Origin of the sequence: Candidatus Ornithobacterium hominis (assembly GCF_951229915.1) — a bacterium.
In the GTDB taxonomy this organism is placed as follows: Bacteria; Bacteroidota; Bacteroidia; order Flavobacteriales; family Weeksellaceae; genus Ornithobacterium; species Ornithobacterium hominis.
This window is the reverse complement of the sequence record NZ_OX579588.1, coordinates 1,788,086-1,807,398: the sequence shown is the minus strand read 5'-3', so window position 1 is coordinate 1,807,398 and position 19,313 is coordinate 1,788,086. Positions and strand designations below refer to the sequence as shown.

Genomic DNA, 19,313 nt, shown 5'->3' with positions numbered 1-19,313 from the left:
AAAAGTAAAGTTTTCATCACGCATTGAAAAATTAGAGACGATATAAATTTCAAATTCATTACTTTTATCAAATGGAATTAAACTCTCCTCTGAAGATTTACAACGCCTCCGCTGGCTCAGGAAAAACCTATACCTTGGTGAAGGAATTGTTGCGGTACATTCTGTCGAGCAGTCAACCACGGAGATTTCAGCACGTTTTGGCGGTGACTTTTACCAACAAAGCTGCACAAGAAATGAAATCCCGAATTTTGAAAGAACTGTCAACTTTAGCCCAAAAACCAAGTGAAAGTAATTATTACCAAGAATTTTTAAAGGCTTTAGAAATTTCAGAAGAAAATCTACAGCAACGCGCCAAGAAGACTTTGCAAGAAATCATCCATCACTATTCACTGTTCAATGTCAGTACGATAGACACATTCAATCTCCGTTTGATGCGTTCATTTGCCAAAGATATGGGCTTATCTTACAATTTTGATGTAGAAATGGAGGCCGCCCCAATCATCGACGAAGCAACTCATTTGCTATTTTCTAATCTAGAAGTGGGCGACGAATTAAGTGCCATTATCACAGAAATGGCACTCAATAATATGCAAAAAGACCGTTCTTGGGATGTTTCTTATGAGCTCGCCGAAGATGCTAAGAAATCCTTCGAAGATGAATTCCGAGCAGAATTAGAGAAGTTCCATCAAAAGGGAATTCAGTATTTAGAGAATTTCAGGCAAAAAAAACAAAAAGAGCAATTTGAAATTCAGCATGAAATAAAAAACCTTGCTCAGCAAGCCATCTATGAAATTAATGAAAATGGGATCCCCCCAGAAGCATTTTTCCAATCAAACAGAGGCGTCTACGGATTTTTTAAAGAAAATACTGAGGGGAAAATCAAAAAGTCTAATAACTATGTGCTGAATTTTTTTGAAGAAAGAAAATTAACTTCTAGCAAAACTTCAGATTCTGATTGCCAAAAAATTGAAGAGATTTTTGAAGGCTTAAAAAATATTTATGAAAAAATCATAGAAAAAATAGCTCGGCATGAAATCCTTCAATTAATTCTAAAGAAACTGAACGCCTTAATTTTGCTCAGTGAGCTCAGCGGCTACATTCACCACATTCAGCAGGAGGGTAACTTTTTGATGATTTCAGATTTCAATAAAACCATCAGTCAACATCTTCAGCAGCAGCCAGCACATTTTATTTACGAAAAGCTAGGGATAAGGTATGATAAGTTTTTCATCGATGAATTTCAAGACACATCACGCATTCAGTGGAACAATCTTTTCCCACTGCTAGAGGATGCTTTGGCACAAAATCATGAAGTTGCATTGGTGGGCGACCCCAAGCAAGCGATTTATCGCTTCCGCGGCGGCGATGTGAATTTGATGCTAGATTTGCTGCGTCATAAAATTTACCCAGCACAACTTTTTCACCTAGACACCAATTACAGAAGTGCTGAGAACGTAATTGAGTTTACCAATCATTTTTTTAGCTGGGTAGCTCCTCAATTGCCTGAGCCAGATTTTGAGAAAATTTATATCGAAGGGAATCAGCAAAAAGTCAATCACCGAAAGGGCGGCTATGTGCGGATAGAAATTTGCGACTCTAAGGCAATGGGATTGAAGAGTAAAGAAGCACAATTGAAGCAGATTTTGCTGCAAATTCAGCGAATCTTAGCCAATGATTACCCGTTGAGCTCGATTGCGATTCTTTGCCGATGGAAAAGCGAAGCAATCTTGGTGAGTGAGTTTCTAAAAGCAAAAGAAATCCCCGTGATTTCCAATGAATCTCTGCTGCTCAGAGAATCAGCTGTGATTCAACTGTTGCAAACTTTTTTTAGATTTTATAATGAACCGCAAAAGCCAGAGCTTCGATTTGAATTTCTACGTCAACTTAAGAAATTAAACTTTTTCTCTGAAGAGGAATTTGCTCCTTTTGTCTTCGAAAACAAAGAGAAAAATACGATAGAATTTTTTAAAGCTTTAGAAAAAATAGGTTTACAATTAGATTTAAATTTCATTCAGAATTTAAGCTTATTTGATTTGACTGAGTATTTAATTCAGAAATTCCAATTAGAGAATCAAGAAAGAACCTATTTAATTCGCTATTTAGACGAGATTTTGAAATTCCAGCAGAAACAAAACGGAGATTTAAGCGATTGGCTGCGGCACTTTCAGAGTTTAGAACATAAACTCAGCGTCAATCTGCCCGAGGGGAATGATGCAGTTTTGGTAATGACAATTCATAAATCTAAAGGTTTGGAATTCCCGATTGTGATTTTGCCTTTCTGCGACTGGGAAATGAAGATTGACGGCATTTGGGTGGATTTAGAAAATGAAGACGTAGAGCGCATTTATGTAGAAGCGGCAAAAGATACTACGAATTTACCACCGCAGATGCAGGCTGCTTATGAAGATGAGGTGAATCATACAATTTTAGATGAAGTCAATGTCTTCTATGTGGCAACCACGCGGGCAGAGCAGCAACTTTACCTGTTTGGGCCAGCCGTGGAGAAGTCAAAAAAATGGTTGTACAAGCTTCTCCTCAATTACGTGAAGCAATTTGGCGAAGGGAACATTTATGAGAAAGGAATTTTTAAAGCTTTAGAAAAAAAAGAGAAAAAAGAATCAGCAGAAGGGGAGCTGAAATTCATGGACTTAAATTACCGTGCAGATGCATGGCAAAATAAAATCCTAATCAGTACAGAGCATGCGGATTTAGAGAGTGAAAGGAATGTGTCTCGCATTACTGGCAAGCAAATTCATTTGATTTTGGAGCGGATTCCGCACAGTGCGGCCTCTATGCAGGTTTTAGAGAAATTGGAATTAGAGGGAGTCATTACAGCGGAACAAACGAAGGAATTTCAAGTTTATCTTGATCAAGTTTTTCATCATCCGAAATTGGAGAAATTTTTTAAGCCTTTAGAAAATTTAAACGAAAGGGATTTTGTGGCTTTAGATGGTGAGATTTTCCGCCCAGATAGGTTGGTGAAAATTCAAGAAAACCAATGGGTTTTAATTGATTATAAGACTGGGGCGAAAAACGCTCGCTACGGAGAGCAGTTGAATTTCTATGCTAAAGCATTGAATGAATTGGGTTTTCTGGTGGTGCAAAAATTCTTGGTTTACTTGCACGAGAGGGTGGAGGTGGAAGAAATTGTTTAATTTTGTATTAAAATTCAGACAGGCTTGAATCAATCGCTACAACTGAAACTCCAAACTTTACCCAATAAACCTGGTGTTTATCAATATTTAGATAAAACTGGGAAGGTTATTTATGTAGGGAAGGCGAAAAATCTAAAAAAACGAGTCAATTCTTATTTTAACAAAACGCATGAGATCGCACGCACAAGAATGCTGGTAAAGCGGATTGAAGACGTCAGAGTAATTGTAGTCAATACTGAATTTGATGCGCTTTTGCTAGAAAATAATTTGATAAAAAAATACCAGCCACGCTACAATGTGATGCTGAAAGATGATAAATCTTATCCGTGGATTTGCATCAAAAAAGAACGTTTCCCTCGTATTATTTACACAAGAACTATTATTCGAGATGGGTCAGAGTATTTTGGGCCTTATGCCAGCCCAAAGATTGCTAAAATTCTTTTGTCGCTATTTCGGGAAATTTATTTTTTCAGAACCTGCCACTATGATTTGTCTGAAGGGAAAATTCAAGAGGGGAAATATAAAGTTTGCTTAGAATATCATTTAGATAATTGCTTGGGGCCGTGTGAGGCTTTGCAAACGGAAGCAGATTATATGAGTATGATTGAGAATGCACGGCAGATTCTGAAAGGGAACTTCCAAGAAGCGAAGCATTATCTGAAAGAGAAGATGGTAGGTTTTGCTAAGGATTTAGACTTCGAGCGGGCACAAAAGATTAAAGAAAAATTAGAAGCCCTAGAAAAATATCAAGCCAAATCGCAGGTAGTTCACCCATCGATTACCAATGTTGATGTGTATTCCATCATTTCTGATGAAAGCTATGCTTATGTGAATTTTTTCAATATTGTAAATGGAGCAATTATCCGCAGTCACACTTCTGAAATCAAAAAGAAATTAGACGAGAGCAATGCCGATATTTTAGAGGAAGCCATTATTGAGCTGCGCGAGCGATTTCCGTCTACAGCAAAGGAAATTTATTTGCCCTTTGAGGTAGATTTTGAGATTCCACAGACTAAAATTAGCGTCCCACTTATTGGGGATAAAAAACGCATCGTTGAACTCTCTGAGCGTAATGCGAAATATTATCGTATAGAAAAATTAAAACAGACCAAAATCGTTGACCCTGAGCGTCATACCAAACGGATTATGGGGCAAATGAAAAAAGATTTACACTTACCGCAAGAGCCATATCATATTGAAGGTTTTGATAATTCCAATATTCAGGGGACTAGCCCGGCAAGTTCTTGCGTAGTGTTCCGAGGTGGGAAGCCCAGCAAAAGAGAGTATAGAAAATTCAATGTGAAAAGTGTAGAGGGGCCCAACGATTTTGCGAGTATGGAAGAAGTCGTGTACCGTCGCTACAAAAGAATGCTAGATGAAGGCGAAACACTGCCCCAACTGATTGTGATTGATGGAGGGAAAGGGCAACTGAGTTCTGCAGTAAAAAGTTTAGACCGCTTGGGCATTCGTGGGCAAGTGTCTATCTTAGGAATAGCAAAGCGGTTAGAAGAAATTTTCTTCCCAGATGATAGCATTCCGCTGTATTTAGATAAGAGCTCGGAGACGCTGAAGGTTTTGCAGCACGTTCGTAATGAGTCACATCGTTTTGGCTTAGCACACCACCGAACACGGCGCTCCAATAGTGGTTTCAAATCTGAGCTGGAAGAAATTCCTGGCGTTGGAGCTAAAACAATTCAAAACCTTTTGAAGAAGTTTAAATCCATCAAGCGAATCAAGGCAGCAAGTTTAGAAGAATTAGAATCTGTGGTTGGGCTGCACCGTGCCGAGAAGCTTTTGAAATATTTTGAAGAAAATGAACGGGGAATAGATGCGAGCAAAAATTAATGTCTAAGGGTTAGCCGCACGTATTAACACGTATTAACTTGAGTTTACCTCTTGATTTCACTCTTTAAATTTTCATTTAAGCCTTAAAAAAACCATAAAAAGACAGAAAAGTCTTTTTTTAATTTGCGAAATTTAAAAATTCACCATAATTTTGTGCACGTGAAGAGATGTATCATCATATTATCTTTATTTATTCTATTCAAGCCAATTTTGCCTTGGATAGAATATGCGATTTTTTATGATTACATCAAAAATGAACTTTGCATTAATAAAGAGGAAAAAAACTCAAACTGCCATGGCACATGTCACCTCAATAAGCAATTGGCAAAGGCTACAGATGCCGAAGGAGATGAGAAACCTCAATTTTCATCTAATCAAAAAGAAATCGTAATTTGCCAAATGACTGCTCATCATCCTATCAAAAATATGATGAAGCTACAACAGCTAGTCGAGGCGAACTTCTCTTACCAAGAGACTTATTTTTACGACTTTAACTCAACGCTATTTAGACCTCCAATCGTCTAAAATCCCTTTTCTACATTTAAATTTTCTAAGCCTTAAAAAATCTCTGAATTTTAATTCATAGACTTTGTGTTGATAGTGTTTTTACCCGTCATAGAAAGAGGATTTCATTGAACGTTTGATAGTAGAAATGTCTCCAGAGCCTGCTTAAATTTTAAAGCCAAAATTTTTTAAGGCTTAAAAAAATAATATTTCCAAATTTTAAATTTTATCAAAAGGATGATCTATTCCAAAATTTTTATGATTGTGGCAGTTTTTTTTATGCTATTTTCTTGTACGATAGACAAAACAGATTTTGAAGCTGAAATCAGACGAGAAATTCCTCAATCAATTGAATTTAAAGAAACTATGTCTTTCAAAAAAGATGAATATCAAATCAGTATTTCTTCTTTAAACGGAGTTTTCTATAAAGGATATAATGAAATCCGTTTGAAAATCTTGAATACTAAAACAAATCAGCCCGTTCAAGATTCAGAAGTTACTTTTTCACCAATTTTCATTGATGACAATGCTGAGAAATCAACTTGTCCGCATCAATATCAGTTAACTTATGAGTCAGATAATCAGTATTATAAAGGCTATTCGGTATTTAATAAAATTAATGAATCCAATAATTGGAATTTGTATATTTCTTTCACAGACGGAAATCAAAAATATACAGTAAATCAGAATTTTAAAGTAGCTGAGCAGGAAAATAAAAACTTAAACATGACTGAATTTGTGGGGAATGATGGTAAAAAATATTGTATTGCTTTGATTGCTCCACTAAACCCCAAAGTTGCAGAAAATGAATTAATTGCAGGGGTTTATCAATACGATGAGCCAGCTCAATCAGCAGGTGAGTACCCAGATGCGTCTCAATTTTCTTACTCAAAGGCAGAAGGTTATACGCTGCTGCTAGACCCTAGAATGCCAGAGCCTTCTATGGGAAATCATTCATCACCGAATAATGTTGATTTGACTCAAAAAGAGGATGGAAACTATCATGGAGTGGTAAATTACACCATGACGGGGAACTGGACCTTGAATTTTATTTTGCTGAATAAAGCTAAAGAAATCATTAAGGGAACTGAGGTATCTAAAAAATTTACTCCAGGCATTGAGGGTGAGAAAGGTGAACTGCATATAGATATTTTATTTTGAAATGGAAATGAGAAGGAGAAAACTGCTGATATTATTTCTTTTCGCTGGGACTTCAATGTTTGCTCAACAGGCTGAACTTCAAGTGGATAGCCTGAAGAATGTTGAGTTAAAAACCATTGAGGTTTTTGGGGAAGCTAAGAGAAATATTGAAACAGAAATGAAAATGGCGGTTTCTGTTGATGAGTTTTTAGCGTCATCAGAGCAGATTAGTTTCATCAAGCGAGGAGCATATGCGTGGGAACCTTTGTTGAATAACATGAGCACGGAACGTTCTACGATAACGATTGACGGGATGCATGTTTTTGGTGCTTGTACAGATAAAATGGATCCTGTGACGTCATATGTTGAGAGCAATAATCTTGCTGGGATTGATATAAAATCAGGGCAAGAGGGCGGATTGCATGGTTCCACGGTTGCTGGTAATATTGAGTTGAAAAGAAAACAATCTAGATTTACAACAGCACAGAATGGCTTCAAAGGCTCTTACCAAACAGGTTTTGAGCTAAATAATAAGCAGTTCTTCAATTTAGGAAATGTTTCGTTTTCCAATGAAAAATGGGTGGCAGATGCGAGTATTTCTTATCGGCAAGCAGGAAACTATTTTGATGGAAATCAAAAAGAAATCAAACATTCTCAGTTCAAAAAATTCAATACCTCGTTGGGTGTGGCTTACAAAACTAGCGAATTGTCTTCGGTGAGATTAGATGGAATTTTTGATATGGCAAAAGATGTTGGTTTTCCTGCTTTGCCTATGGATTTATGGCTTTCTAGGGGGCTTATTACATCGGTTTCTTACAAGCAATTGTTTGAGAAAAGTTGGATTCGATTGTGGGATACAAAGCTGTATTTCAATACGATGGAACATTATATGGATGATACAACTCGCCCAGAAAATTTGGTGCATATGGATATGCCTGGCTGGAGTACAACTTATGGGTTATTGTCTAAAATTAATTTGAAAAATAATGATTATTCATCTGAAATTCAATTGAATGCATATAAAAATTCATCTATTGCAGAGATGCGAATGTACCCGCAAGATAGAAGCAAAAGAACCATGTTTGCTTATACTTGGCCTTGGGTAACTACCAGCTATGCAGGAATTTCTATGAATAATGCTTGGGATATTTCAAGAAATCACCAAGTGAATTTTGGAGGTTCCTTGGGTTTAAATCATCATTATGCCAAATACCCCGATTTTAATTGGATTTTTTATCCAGGGGCATCACAAGAAAAAAACAGAATTTTGCCGAGTTTGTTTTTGAGTTATCATTCAGATTACAAACCGATTAAATTCTCTTTAGGTAGCGGATATGGGCATAGAGCTCCCTCGGTATCAGAAGCTTATGGATATTACATCTACAACAGTTTTGATAGATATGATTATATAGGAAATCCTGATTTGAAGAACGAGATTTCTTATGAAATTAATGCAAGTGCGGAGATTAGCGGAGAGAGGTTTAGTCTTACAGCTCAGGCAAATTATTTCTATATTCAAAATTATATTATTGGCAAAATATTAAATCTGGGAAGTCCTATGAATTATCAATCTGTAGGCGTAAAAGCTTATACATCATTAGATTACGCTACGATTTTTAATCTTTCTTTAAAGGCTAGATATGATGTTTTAAAGCATTTACACTGGAATGGGATCTTGACTTACGCTAGAGGTAAAGATAACCAATCTGGAAATCTTCCGTTCATCAGGCCGCTCAATTATCAAACCTCATTGCAAGCGCATTTAGGAAATTTTGGTATACAAACCAGTTTAAATGGTGATTTTAAACAAAGAAATTTTAGCCCCTTCTATGGTGAAGATTCAACTCCAGCTTATATGATCTGGAATTTATCTGCTGACTATAATTGGAGGTTCAATCAGTACAAGGTGACCTTGCAAGTGGGGGCAGAAAACTTGCTGAATGAGTATTATAGCACGTATGCAGATTGGGGGAATATTCCAAGAATGGGTCGAAATTTGTTCACCTCAGTTAAATTTAACTTTTAAAATATAATAGTATAAAATAAATTAATGTTTAATTAAAATTTAAAAAAAATGAAAAATTTAAGAAAGTACGTAGTTTTATCAGCAATTTCTGCTGTATTGTTTTCCTGTGATGGGGAGTCGATTCCTGTTGTGAACGATGTGAATTTAGAATTTACAAACACTTTCGCAGACAAGGCAATTGTGCTAGGTGATGCAAATTCTGCAGCAGCAACTAAGCATACCTCTCAACAAGGTCAAGTCCATCATTTTCAGGAGCTTAAGTATGTTGTTAGTAATATTCGTTTGGTAACATCTGAAGGAAAAGAACTTCCTTATCATATCAATGATTTGGATAAAGGAGCTACGGTTATAGACCAAGCTAAACCATACTCTCTAACTTACACCCTAAGTAATATTCCAGCTAGTGAGTATAAACAAATTAAATTTGGCTTAGGAATAAAATCAGAATTAAATACATTAGACCAAACTAGATTCCCGAAATTCTATGAAGCAGCAGGTGCTAATGATACCAAAATGCACTGGGAATGGGGGACAGGATACCGTTTTACAAAAATAGAGGGCTTCTATGATGTTGATAATAAAACATTATCTGTGCACACTGGCAGCACTGTGAAAGGGAAAAAAGACGAACCAGAAAGCTATAAGCAAGGAGTCGATGCATATAGAGATATAACATTGGATTTGCCTAAAAACGTAGTAGTAGGTCATAAATCACCGACCATTATCATCAAAGCAGATTTTGACAAATTATTAAGCGGGGACACTAAAATCACTCTAGCTAGCGAAGGGAGAGATCCTAATGCTACACCAAGTATTCATACAGCTAATAATATGAAAGTATTTGTGGATAACTTAGGAGGTGATAGCAAAGAAAATAAAGGAATGTTTTCTATAATAGGGGTTAAATAATTGTTTTTTTAATAGTTTAGTTAAGCAGGCGGCTTTGTAGGTCGCCTGTTTCACTATGATAAATTCGATGATATGAAAAAAGTAATAGAATATCTAATTTTTTCTTTTACAATTATAATAATGTCTTCTTGCAATAATGATAGGGTGGAAATGCCTGTTGATTATAAAAATGAAGAAATTCCATTGAATTTCCCAAAAGAATTCCCTCAAGCAAACTATTTCTTTGCAGAAAATAAACCCACAAAGTACGGGGTTCAGCTAGGGAAAAAATTATTTAATGACAAAAGATTAAGCGAAGATAATACTATATCATGCAGCTCTTGCCATCTAAAATCAAACGCCTTTGCAGATAATAATAAACAAGCTATAGGAATAAATAATCGTGTAGGAATGCGAAATGTACCACCGATTCAGAACATGGCTTTCATGAAATATTATAACTGGGATGGGAATAAGCTAGATCTGGCTGAACAAGTAATAGTTCCTATCATCACACACGAAGAAATGAATTCTTCTATCCTAAACGTCATAGAAAAAATTCAAAATGATAAAGAATATATAGACCTATTTTTAAAAGCCTTTGGAGATAAAAAAATTACAGCAGAGCGTATTTTCAATAGCGTGGCACAGTATGAATATACCTTGATTTCCGCTAATAGTAAATACGATAAAGTCATTAGAAACCAAGGTGAAAAATTTACGGAAAACGAAAAAAAAGGCTATGCAACCTTTCAAAAAAAATGTGCCATTTGCCATAGTACCGCTCTATTCACAGACCAAACATTCAGAAATGTGGGCTTCCCCTATAATCCTGATTTAGTGGAAGAACACGGCCGAGCTAGAGTGACAGGAGAAAATGCAGATTACATGAAATTTCGAGTGCCATCACTTAGAAATATTGAATACACGGCACCTTATGGAAGTTTTGGGCAATTTCCCACGCTGAAAGACGTTTTAGATTACTTTGATAAAGGCGTATTGGACGCCGAAAATCTAGATCCTATTTTAAAAGAAAATAACAACAGAATTCCACTCACAGAGGAAGAGAAAAACAATCTCATTTCATTTATGAAGACCTTGAGTGATGAAGAATTTGTAAAGCCTTAAAAAATTTCAAATTTCAGATGAAAAACAATTTTGCGTTCTACATCGGAATCTCTTAAAGTAGTATCTAAAACTTTTAGTTTTTGAGGTTGATTTACCAGTCAGTACCTATGTCATTTAGCATAAAATCAATCCAGCGATCAAAGTTAGAGTAATAACCAGCTACTGTCTTCTTTTTTGAATTCTACAACCATACTCTCAAAATAATCATAGGTTTGTACATTACGCTAGGAATGATTGTTTTTTGTCTAGATCAGCCAATCTATTCCATTAACGGACGCATAAAAAAATTCCAAGCATTTCGCCTGGAATTTTATATTTTTATTTCTTCTTTATATATTTCTTTTCCAAAATATGATATATAATAGTCGAAAGAATAGGAGCAATTAAAATTAATTTTAAATCAAGATTAAATTCAAAAATAACATTAACTAAATATAATGTAAGCGTAAATGTAACTAAAGAAACTAAATATTTCATGTCTGATATTATTTAAATATAAACTCACCGTTCTTAAATTCAATTTTATTTAAATCTGATAATTAATTTCTCATCAGAACAAGAAATAAATAAAAAAATACCTAAAAATGCAAATAACTTTTTCATAATAATTTATATTTAATATTAATAGATTGAAATTATATAAAATAAAACATATATGCAAAAAAAGTCAAAACTTTAACATAAATAAAAATTAATTAGATTGGGTAATCGGTCAATTTCTTAACCTTTTCGGGGAATAGTAAGTTAAACAAGAGCGTAAACATTCCCTTTATCGTGCCAATCATCAGTGCGCCATCTGAATACACGATTAGCTATTCCCTCAAGTGCAACTCTGTATGTTAAATTATCTTAATTTTAATAAAAAATAAAATAAATTTCTTTCTATTTACTAGTTAGGAAGAGTAAGGGAAGCACTTATATGTTTGATGTCAATGGTTCATAAATGGGGGAGGAGAGCAAAAATTTTTTAAGGCTTAGAAAAAATAGCAAAGATTAGTCGCTTAAAAGATCAGGCCGACGCTCAGCCGTCCGTATTTCTGCAGATTTTTGGCGCCATTCATCAATGGCCTTGAAATTCCCGCTTAGCAGTACTTCAGGGACTTTTCTGCCACGCCATTCGGGCGGACGTGTGTAGACAGCTGGGGCCAGCAAATTATCTTGAAAAGAATCCGTAAGTGCAGAAGTTTCATCATTCAAGACGCCAGGTAGCAATCGCACTACTGCATCCACAATTATAGCTGCGGCCAATTCGCCGCCGCTCAGCACAAAATCACCGATGGAAATTTCCATGGTGACATACTCATCGCGCACACGTTGGTCAATGCCTTTGTAGTGCCCACAAAGAATGATGATGTTTTGTTGAAGCGAAATCTGATTGGCTAAGCGTTGCTGAAAAGTCTTGCCATCGGGTGTTACGTAGATGATTTCATCATAATGCCTCTCTGCTTTCAGCTTTTCAATACAAGCCTCTATAGGCTCGGGAGTCATGACCATACCAGCGCCGCCTCCGTATTGGTAATCATCGACTGATTTATAATTATCCGTTGCAAAATCACGTAAATTATGAACGTGTATTTTGGCTAAAGATTTATCTTGAGCACGCTGCAAAATACTATTGCTAAACGGGCCTGAGAGCAAATCTGGAACGACGGAAATAATATCTATTCTCATCATTTCAATCAAATTGCGGGATATTCTGTAGGATTAGACTCATGCATTACCGCATAGACACCTTCTACAATATCATCTAAGGAAGGCTTGCTAAAGTAATCTCCATCGCTAGCATAGGCAGGGCGGTGCGCTTTTGCTGTGATGGTTTTAGGTTGGCTGTCTAAGCTGAAATAGGCATTGTCTTTTTCTAAAATTTGCTGAAGAATATAGGCTGAGGCTCCTCCAGGAACGTCTTCGTCAATAATGAATAAACGATTGGTTTTTTGGACACTTTTTGCAATCTGCCCAGATAAATCTAGCGGGAGGAGAGTTTGGACATCAATGACTTCACAAGAAATATTCATTTGAGCTAATTCCTCTGCTGCTTTAGCAACGATGCGCCAAGTAGAGCCATAAGTCACTAAAGTTACATCGCTTCCTCGGTGGGTGATTTCTACTTCACCAATCGGCGTTTTGAACTCACCTAAATTGTTGGGCATAGTCTCTTTTAGACGATAACCGTTGAGACTTTCTATCACAATCGCTGGAGAATTTAAATCTAGCAAAGTATTGTAGAATCCAGCGGCCTTGGTCATATCTCGTGGCACACAAACGTACATCCCACGGACTAAATTTAGAATTCCAGCCATTGGAGAACCAGCGTGCCAAATGCCTTCTAACCGATGCCCTCTTGTGCGTACAATTACTGGTGCTTTTTGTGTGCCAGCAGAGCGATAAAAAAGGGTAGATAAATCATCGCTCATCAATTGCAGGCAATAAAGCACGTAGTCCAAATACTGAATCTCTGCAATGGGGCGTAAACCACGCATTGCCAAGCCAATTCCTTGGCCTAGAATCGTCGCTTCTCTGATGCCAGTATCGCTGATTTTTTCGATTCCAAATTTCTCTTGCAGGCCTTCTAAACCTTGGTTTACATCACCGATTTTCCCAGTATCTTCCCCGAAGATTAAAACATTATCTCGAGATGAAAATATTTTTTCAAAATTATCTCTCAATATAATTCTGCCGTCCACAGTCTTGGTATTTTCATCAAAACTTGGCTTGACTTCACTAGGCAATTCACCAAAGTCGTCGGCATAAAGTCCCGCAGAATAATTTTTTGTTTGAATGGCTAAATTTTTCTTCAGCCATTGTTTTAATTCATTTCTTTCAGAAGAATTTTCGCCTCTCGTTACCCAAACGGCAGAACGTACGGCATGGAAAATGTCTTTTTTATAAATGGAAGGTTTATTTATTAAGCCTTGTAAAATTTCTTCAATTTTTTCTTTCTCTGAGCTTGAATTTTTTAAAGCCTTTAGAAATTCTTCAACCTCTTTTTGCAAGCTAGAAATCTGATTTTGATAGAAATTCCAAGCCTCTTTTTGTTGTTCTTTCACACTAGCTTTAGCCTTGCTTTCAATTTCGTTGAGCTCTTCTTCTGTCGCCAAAATCAGTGTTTCGCCATTTTCTTCTGCACGAAAGTTGGAAATCCATTTTCTAAAGAGTTCAATGTTATCATTTTCTGCCTCCCAATTTAGTCTCTCTTTACTCTTATAGCGTTCGTGAGAGCCTGAGGTAGAATGTCCCTGAGGCTGGGTGCAGTGCTGCACGTGTACAACCACGGGGATGTGCTGTTCACGTGCAAAGCGTTCAGCTTTTTCATAAGACTCTACCAAATGTGGATAGTTGGTAGCGGAGGTGGTGATGATTTCAATACCACGCTCATCGTTATTTCTTTGGAAACCTTTGAGTAGCTCGCTGAGATTTGTCTTTGTTCGTTGGTGTTCTTGCCCGACAGAAATACCATATTCGTCGTCCCAAATGGAGATGATAACGGGGATTTGTAAAACACCGCAAGCATTGATGGTTTCCCAGAAGAGCCCCTCTGAAGTACTCGCATCGCCAATGGTTCCAAAAGCAATTTCCTGCCCGTTTACAGAGAAATTTTGCTTAGGATCAGCCTCAGGGTGTTTTTTGTAGAACTTAGAAGCTTGCCCCAATCCCACTAAACGCGGCATTTGACCAGCAGTGGTAGAAATATCTGAACTGGAATTTTTCTGCTCGGTTAGTTTTCGCCAAGAGCCATCAGCATTTAGCAAAGGTGAAGAGAAATGAGAAGTCATTTGTCGCCCAGCAGAAGAGGGTTCCATTTCTAAATCGGTAATAGCATATAGCTGTGCAAAGCAACTCCTAGGTGTTGTTTGCCCGATTGCCATCATAAAGGTTTGGTCTCTGTAGTAGCCTGAGCGGAAGTCACCATTCTTGAAAACTCTTGCCATAGCCAATTGCGGCAATTCTTTACCAGCCCCAAAGATTCCAAATTTAGCCTTCCCGGTAAGAACTTCTCGCCGCCCGAGTAAACTCATTTGCCGACTGAGATGAGCAATGTAGAAATCGTTTAAGATTTGTTGTTTGAAATCTTCAAAAGAAATTTGGTTGTTTATTGTTTCTTGCTGATGCATTATATTATAAATTTGTGAAGCCTTACAAAATTAAAAAAGAAATTTAATAATTAAAATTGATATTCATGCCTGCAATGATGAATATTTCAAATATTGAAATGCCTTACATCAACTGTTTGTTAATGAAAGTGATTGATTAATCATTTATCAATTAAATTACGTTATTTTTTTGCATAGTCAGAAATAATATTTAAATTTGCACCCCGATTTTATCCAAAAAAGAGTCAAAAAAACAATAATTTAAAATTATTCAGGTGGATACACTTAGTTATAAAACGATTTCAGTCAACAAAGAAAATGCTAACAAAGAGTGGTTGTTAGTAGATGCTGAAGGTCAGGCATTAGGAAGATTAGCTTCTAAATTAGCTAAACTTTTAAGAGGAAAACATAAACCCAACTTTACACCTCATGCTGATTGCGGAGATTATGTTGTAGTAATCAATGCGGATAAAATTAGTCTTTCTGGTAACAAATGGGCTGATAAAGTTTATGAAAGATATACAGGCTTTCCTGGTGGTAAAAGAACTTTGACGGCAGAACAATTGATGGCCAAAGATAGTACCATGATGGTGGAAAAAGCTGTACGTGGAATGTTACCTAAAAATAAATTAGGTAGAAAAATACTTAAAAATATGAAGGTCTATGCTAGTGAAGAACATGAGCAAACAGCACAGCAACCTCGTAAATTAGAAATTAACGAATTCAAATAAAAATATGGCGGCAATTCACAAAATTGGTAGAAGAAAAACTTCTGTAGCCAGAGCATACGTTCAAGAAGGCAAGGGGCAAATTACGATTAATGGTAAAGATTTAGAGCAATATTTCGGGACAGGGGTTCTGAGATATAAAGTGAAACAACCTTTCCAGTTGACAGAGACATTAGACCAATATGATGTAAATGTTTTGGTGTATGGTGGTGGAATCACAGGGCAGGCAGAGGCTATTCGCTTGGCTTTGTCAAGAGCTTTGGTAGAAGTGAATCAAGAATTTAGAGCTGTGCTAAAGCCAGAAGGACTTCTCACAAGAGACCCAAGAATGGTAGAGCGTAAAAAGTACGGACAGAAGAAAGCTCGTAAGAAATTCCAGTTCTCTAAACGTTAAGTTTTTACACTTGTATTTATATTACAATTAAATTGATGAAAATAAAAGGTTTGCTCTCTTTTGGTAAAGAGCAAACTTTATTTTTCAAAATAATAAAAAAAGCCGGTTAGTTTAGCATCCAAATCTTCTGGGCGCGCCTAGTGGCAACCACCAGTTGATTGATTGCTGATAAGCGGAAAGTAAACTAATTTAAAACTAAAAAAAATGGCAAAAAAAAGCGTAAAAGAATTACTAGACGCAGGGGTGCACTTTGGTCACCTCACACGCAAATGGAATCCCAACATGGCTCCGTACATTTTTATGGAGAAGAACGGAATCCACATCATTGACTTGCACAAAACTGCAGTAAAGCTTGAAACAGCTTGTAATGCATTGCAGCAAATGACTTCTTCTGGAAGAAAAGTTTTGTTTGTAGCAACAAAAAAACAAGCCAAAGACATCGTGTCTAAATATGCTGAGGAGGTAAACATGCCTTACATCACAGAAAGATGGCCGGGAGGAATGCTAACAAACTTTGTTACTATTCGTAAAGCTGTAAAGAAAATGAACGCCATCGATAAAATGAAAAAAGATGGAACGTTTGAGAGTTTATCTAAAAAAGAGCGTCTACAGGTTAATCGCCAAAGAGCAAAATTGGAGAAAGATTTAGGTTCAATTTCTGATATGACTAGACTTCCATCAGCATTGTTCATTGTTGATATTGTAAACGAGCATATTGCTGTGAAAGAAGCTCAGAAGTTAAATATTCCTGTCTTTGCAATGGTAGACACAAACTCAGACCCAAGAGAAGTTGATTTTGCGATTCCTGCTAATGATGATGCTACAAAGTCAATTGAAATCATCATGCAAACGGTAACAGAAGCCATCAAGGAAGGGCTCTCTACTAGAAAGGCAGAGAAGGCAAAAGCAAAAGATTCAGATAAAAAACGTGAGAGAGGAAATTCAGAAGAAGAATAAATAAAATAATCAATTTAAAAAATAGTCTTTTATTTCTTAAAAGACTATTTTTGTATAAATTATTTATAAATTTTAAAATAGAATAAAAAATGGCATATCAAGTAAAAGCTGCTGAAGTAAGTAAATTAAGAAATTCTACTGGTGCAGGTATGATGGACTGCAAAAAAGCATTGGTGGAAGCAGAAGGAGATTTTGATAAAGCAATAGAAATCCTTAGAAAAAAAGGACAAAAAGTTGCTGCAAATAGAGCTGATAGAGAAACAACTGAAGGAGCGGTGATTGCAACTGTGAATAGCGATGCAACAAAGGGAGTAGTTGTGACATTGGGTTGTGAGACTGACTTCGTGGCAAAAAATGAGGACTTCGTTGAATTAGCAACAAAATTAGCTCAGAAAGCTCTTGACTTTAAAGACAAAGATGAATTTTTAAAATCAGATATGGATGGCATTTCTGTAGAAGATAAATTAACTGAGCAAACTGGTGTGATTGGTGAAAAATTAGACATTAAAAGCTTTGAAGTCTTAGAGGCTCCTTTTGTGGGTTCTTATATTCATAATGGGAACAAAATTGCCGCTTTGGTAGGTTTATCAGAAAGTTTTGAAGGAGCAGATGAAGTAGCAAAAAATGTATCAATGCAAGTAGCTGCAATGAATCCTTTAGCTTTAAGTGAAGAAAAAGTAGATCAGCAGGTAATCGATAAAGAAATTGAAATTGCGAAAGATCAATTACGCCAAGAAGGGAAGCCAGAGGCAATGTTGGATCAAATTTCTAAAGGGAAATTAAATAAATTCTTCAAAGATAATACTTTAATTCATCAAGAATACATCATGGGAGAGAAACAATCTGTGAAAGATTATGTTTCTTCTGTGAAAAATGGAGTTGAGATTACAGATTTCGTAAGAGTTAGTCTTTAATTATTAAAACATCTAAAACAAAATCTAAAAAAAGCGGTAACCAAAAAAGGTTTACCGCTTTTTTTAAGCATTAAAAATTCCTAAAAAGTTTAATAATAAAAAGATATAAGATAAATATTCCATTAAAATTTTAATGAAGTTAAATATTAAAAAAAATTAAAAATCACCGAATCTCTCACTTTTCAATTCACCATTTTGATTGAAGAGTAGAAGAATTTTGTAGGAACTATTTTGGCTGAATTCCTTTGCTTTTTGCAGTCCCATTGCCATGAGAGAGGTAGCGATGGCATCCGCTTCTGCTGCACTCGCTGCGATGACGGTAACACTTAGTAAATGACTGACTTGAGAGAAGCCATTTTTGGGGTCAATGATATGCACAACTTTTCTTCCGTCGGGCAGTTCATGAAATTTTCGATAATTGCCAGAGGTTGCTAAACCAGCATGTTGAAGAGTGTGAGTCGTGAAAATTTCTCTTCGAGGTGTGTCTTCAGGAACATCAATGCCTACATTCCAAGGTTTCCCTTCGCTATTAACGCCTTCTGCATAGAGCTCACCACCGATTTCAATCAAGTAGTTTTGAATGCCTTTTTTTTGAAATTTTAGAGCAATGTAATCATTGATGTATCCAGTTACGGCATTAAAATTTAATTGCGTATGAGGATTTGTTTTAATCAAACTATCCCCTTTGATTTTAATTTTCCCCATGCCTGTATAGGCTAAAACTCTTTGAATGGCGGAATCTTCTGGGTAATGCATGATTTTTCCTCCGTTAAATCCGTATAATGCTGACAGAGGCGCCACTGTAGGGTCAAAGAAACCCTTACTTTTTTCATTAAATTCAAAACATTTTTGAACCAAGTCAAGCAAAACACTATCCGCCTGAATTCCTCGTGTACTTCGATTAAATTTTTCGAGCTGGGAATCATCTCGGTAAGTGCTGATTAACTCATCAAAATAAAATAAATCTGCTTTAATCATGTCAGATAAATCTTTATCATGCTCATACTGAATGGTATAGGTCGAGCCGAAAGCCTCACCTTGTGAAACTTGATAAGATTTTTTTTCAGGTTCAAGATTGTTTTTTTTCTCTTTTTCGCAAGAGATTAGACTTAAGAAAGTTAATAAAAATAAATATCTCATTCGTGTAAAAATTGAAACCCAGGGAATAAAAGCTTGTAAGCCTCCCCCTTGATTGGCGATTGCTGTATGTCGCTTGCATGAGTGATTCCCACTCCAGCAAACCAAACTTTGGCATTATGTTTTTTGGCATGAGCCACCATTTTGTGTGCATACTCGGGGATTTTTCGGTAATCTTCTGGCGGAACTGCTGCTTTTACGAGCACAAAAATTTTCTTTTCATCTTTTTTGAAAGTGACAAACTGTGGGTGTTTTTTGAGTTGAGAATTAACTGTCAAAAACTCAAATTCCATTTTTTGCAGTTCTTCGCCCACAAAATTCATAGCCAAATAATGCAATTCTTGTGTTGTGAAATTCATAAGTTAAATGTATGAAATTTTAAAAGAAATTTTTTAAGCCTTAAAAA

15 protein-coding genes are annotated in these 19,313 nt (G+C 36.2%); 11 read left to right on the top strand and 4 right to left on the bottom strand.

Annotated elements, in window-relative coordinates; genetic code table 11:
- The first annotated feature begins 71 nt into the window (after positions 1-71).
- The 7 genes from QOX03_RS08470 (at position 72) to QOX03_RS08440 (ending at position 10,686) form a co-directional block, all read left to right on the top strand.
- Positions 72-3,155 (top strand): UvrD-helicase domain-containing protein, encoded by a 3,084-nt coding sequence (locus QOX03_RS08470; RefSeq protein ID WP_283670779.1) that lies wholly within the window; start codon positions 72-74, stop codon positions 3,153-3,155.
- Positions 3,156-3,179: 24 nt separating this feature from the next.
- Complete coding sequence (uvrC, locus tag QOX03_RS08465; protein ID WP_283670778.1) at positions 3,180-5,000, top strand: excinuclease ABC subunit UvrC; 1,821 nt, start codon at positions 3,180-3,182, stop codon at positions 4,998-5,000.
- A gap of 159 nt (positions 5,001-5,159) precedes the next feature.
- Positions 5,160-5,525, top strand: coding sequence for a hypothetical protein (locus QOX03_RS08460; protein ID WP_283670777.1), 366 nt, complete (start codon positions 5,160-5,162; stop codon positions 5,523-5,525).
- 237 nt (positions 5,526-5,762) lie between these two features.
- The gene (locus tag QOX03_RS08455; RefSeq protein WP_283670776.1) at positions 5,763-6,665 is read left to right on the top strand and encodes a hypothetical protein; all 903 of its coding nucleotides are present in this window, start codon (positions 5,763-5,765) and stop codon (positions 6,663-6,665) included.
- Between the two features lie 7 nt (positions 6,666-6,672).
- Entirely contained in the window at positions 6,673-8,670 is a 1,998-nt protein-coding gene (locus QOX03_RS08450) for a TonB-dependent receptor domain-containing protein (RefSeq protein ID WP_283670775.1), read from the top strand.
- Between the two features lie 96 nt (positions 8,671-8,766).
- The gene (locus QOX03_RS08445) at positions 8,767-9,579 is read left to right on the top strand and encodes an MbnP family protein (protein ID WP_283670774.1); all 813 of its coding nucleotides are present in this window, start codon (positions 8,767-8,769) and stop codon (positions 9,577-9,579) included.
- Between the two features lie 72 nt (positions 9,580-9,651).
- Entirely contained in the window at positions 9,652-10,686 is a 1,035-nt protein-coding gene (locus QOX03_RS08440; protein WP_283670773.1) for a cytochrome-c peroxidase, read from the top strand.
- Between the two features lie 993 nt (positions 10,687-11,679).
- Here QOX03_RS08440 and trmD read toward each other — a convergent pair.
- Together trmD and QOX03_RS08430 are read right to left on the bottom strand one after the other, a co-directional pair.
- The gene (gene trmD / locus QOX03_RS08435; RefSeq protein ID WP_283671760.1) at positions 11,680-12,357 is read right to left on the bottom strand and encodes a tRNA (guanosine(37)-N1)-methyltransferase TrmD; all 678 of its coding nucleotides are present in this window, start codon (positions 12,355-12,357) and stop codon (positions 11,680-11,682) included.
- A gap of 8 nt (positions 12,358-12,365) precedes the next feature.
- The gene (locus QOX03_RS08430; RefSeq protein ID WP_283670772.1) at positions 12,366-14,798 is read right to left on the bottom strand and encodes an alpha-ketoacid dehydrogenase subunit alpha/beta; all 2,433 of its coding nucleotides are present in this window, start codon (positions 14,796-14,798) and stop codon (positions 12,366-12,368) included.
- A 254-nt stretch (positions 14,799-15,052) separates the two neighbouring features.
- On the opposite strand from QOX03_RS08430, the gene rplM reads away from it, so the two are divergent.
- The 4 genes from rplM (at position 15,053) to tsf (ending at position 17,770) form a co-directional block, all read left to right on the top strand.
- Entirely contained in the window at positions 15,053-15,508 is a 456-nt protein-coding gene (gene rplM, locus QOX03_RS08425) for a 50S ribosomal protein L13 (protein WP_119057450.1), read from the top strand.
- A 4-nt stretch (positions 15,509-15,512) separates the two neighbouring features.
- Complete coding sequence (gene rpsI, locus QOX03_RS08420; RefSeq protein WP_119057451.1) at positions 15,513-15,899, top strand: 30S ribosomal protein S9; 387 nt, start codon at positions 15,513-15,515, stop codon at positions 15,897-15,899.
- 204 nt (positions 15,900-16,103) lie between these two features.
- Positions 16,104-16,856 (top strand): 30S ribosomal protein S2, encoded by a 753-nt coding sequence (gene rpsB / locus QOX03_RS08415; RefSeq protein ID WP_119057452.1) that lies wholly within the window; start codon positions 16,104-16,106, stop codon positions 16,854-16,856.
- Positions 16,857-16,945: 89 nt separating this feature from the next.
- On the top strand, positions 16,946-17,770 hold the full coding sequence (gene tsf / locus QOX03_RS08410; RefSeq protein ID WP_283670771.1) for a translation elongation factor Ts: 825 nt from the start codon (positions 16,946-16,948) through the stop codon (positions 17,768-17,770).
- A 156-nt stretch (positions 17,771-17,926) separates the two neighbouring features.
- Here the strand turns inward: tsf and QOX03_RS08405 are convergent, their stop codons facing one another.
- A complete protein-coding gene (locus QOX03_RS08405) occupies positions 17,927-18,910 on the bottom strand; it encodes an FAD:protein FMN transferase (protein WP_283670770.1) in 984 nt (327 codons plus the stop codon).
- Positions 18,907-19,266: a DUF8840 domain-containing protein gene (locus tag QOX03_RS08400; protein WP_185124681.1), complete on the bottom strand. Its 360-nt coding sequence runs from the start codon at positions 19,264-19,266 to the stop codon at positions 18,907-18,909. Before QOX03_RS08400 ends, QOX03_RS08405 begins: the two co-directional genes overlap by 4 nt.
- Between the last annotated feature and the right edge of the window lie 47 nt (positions 19,267-19,313).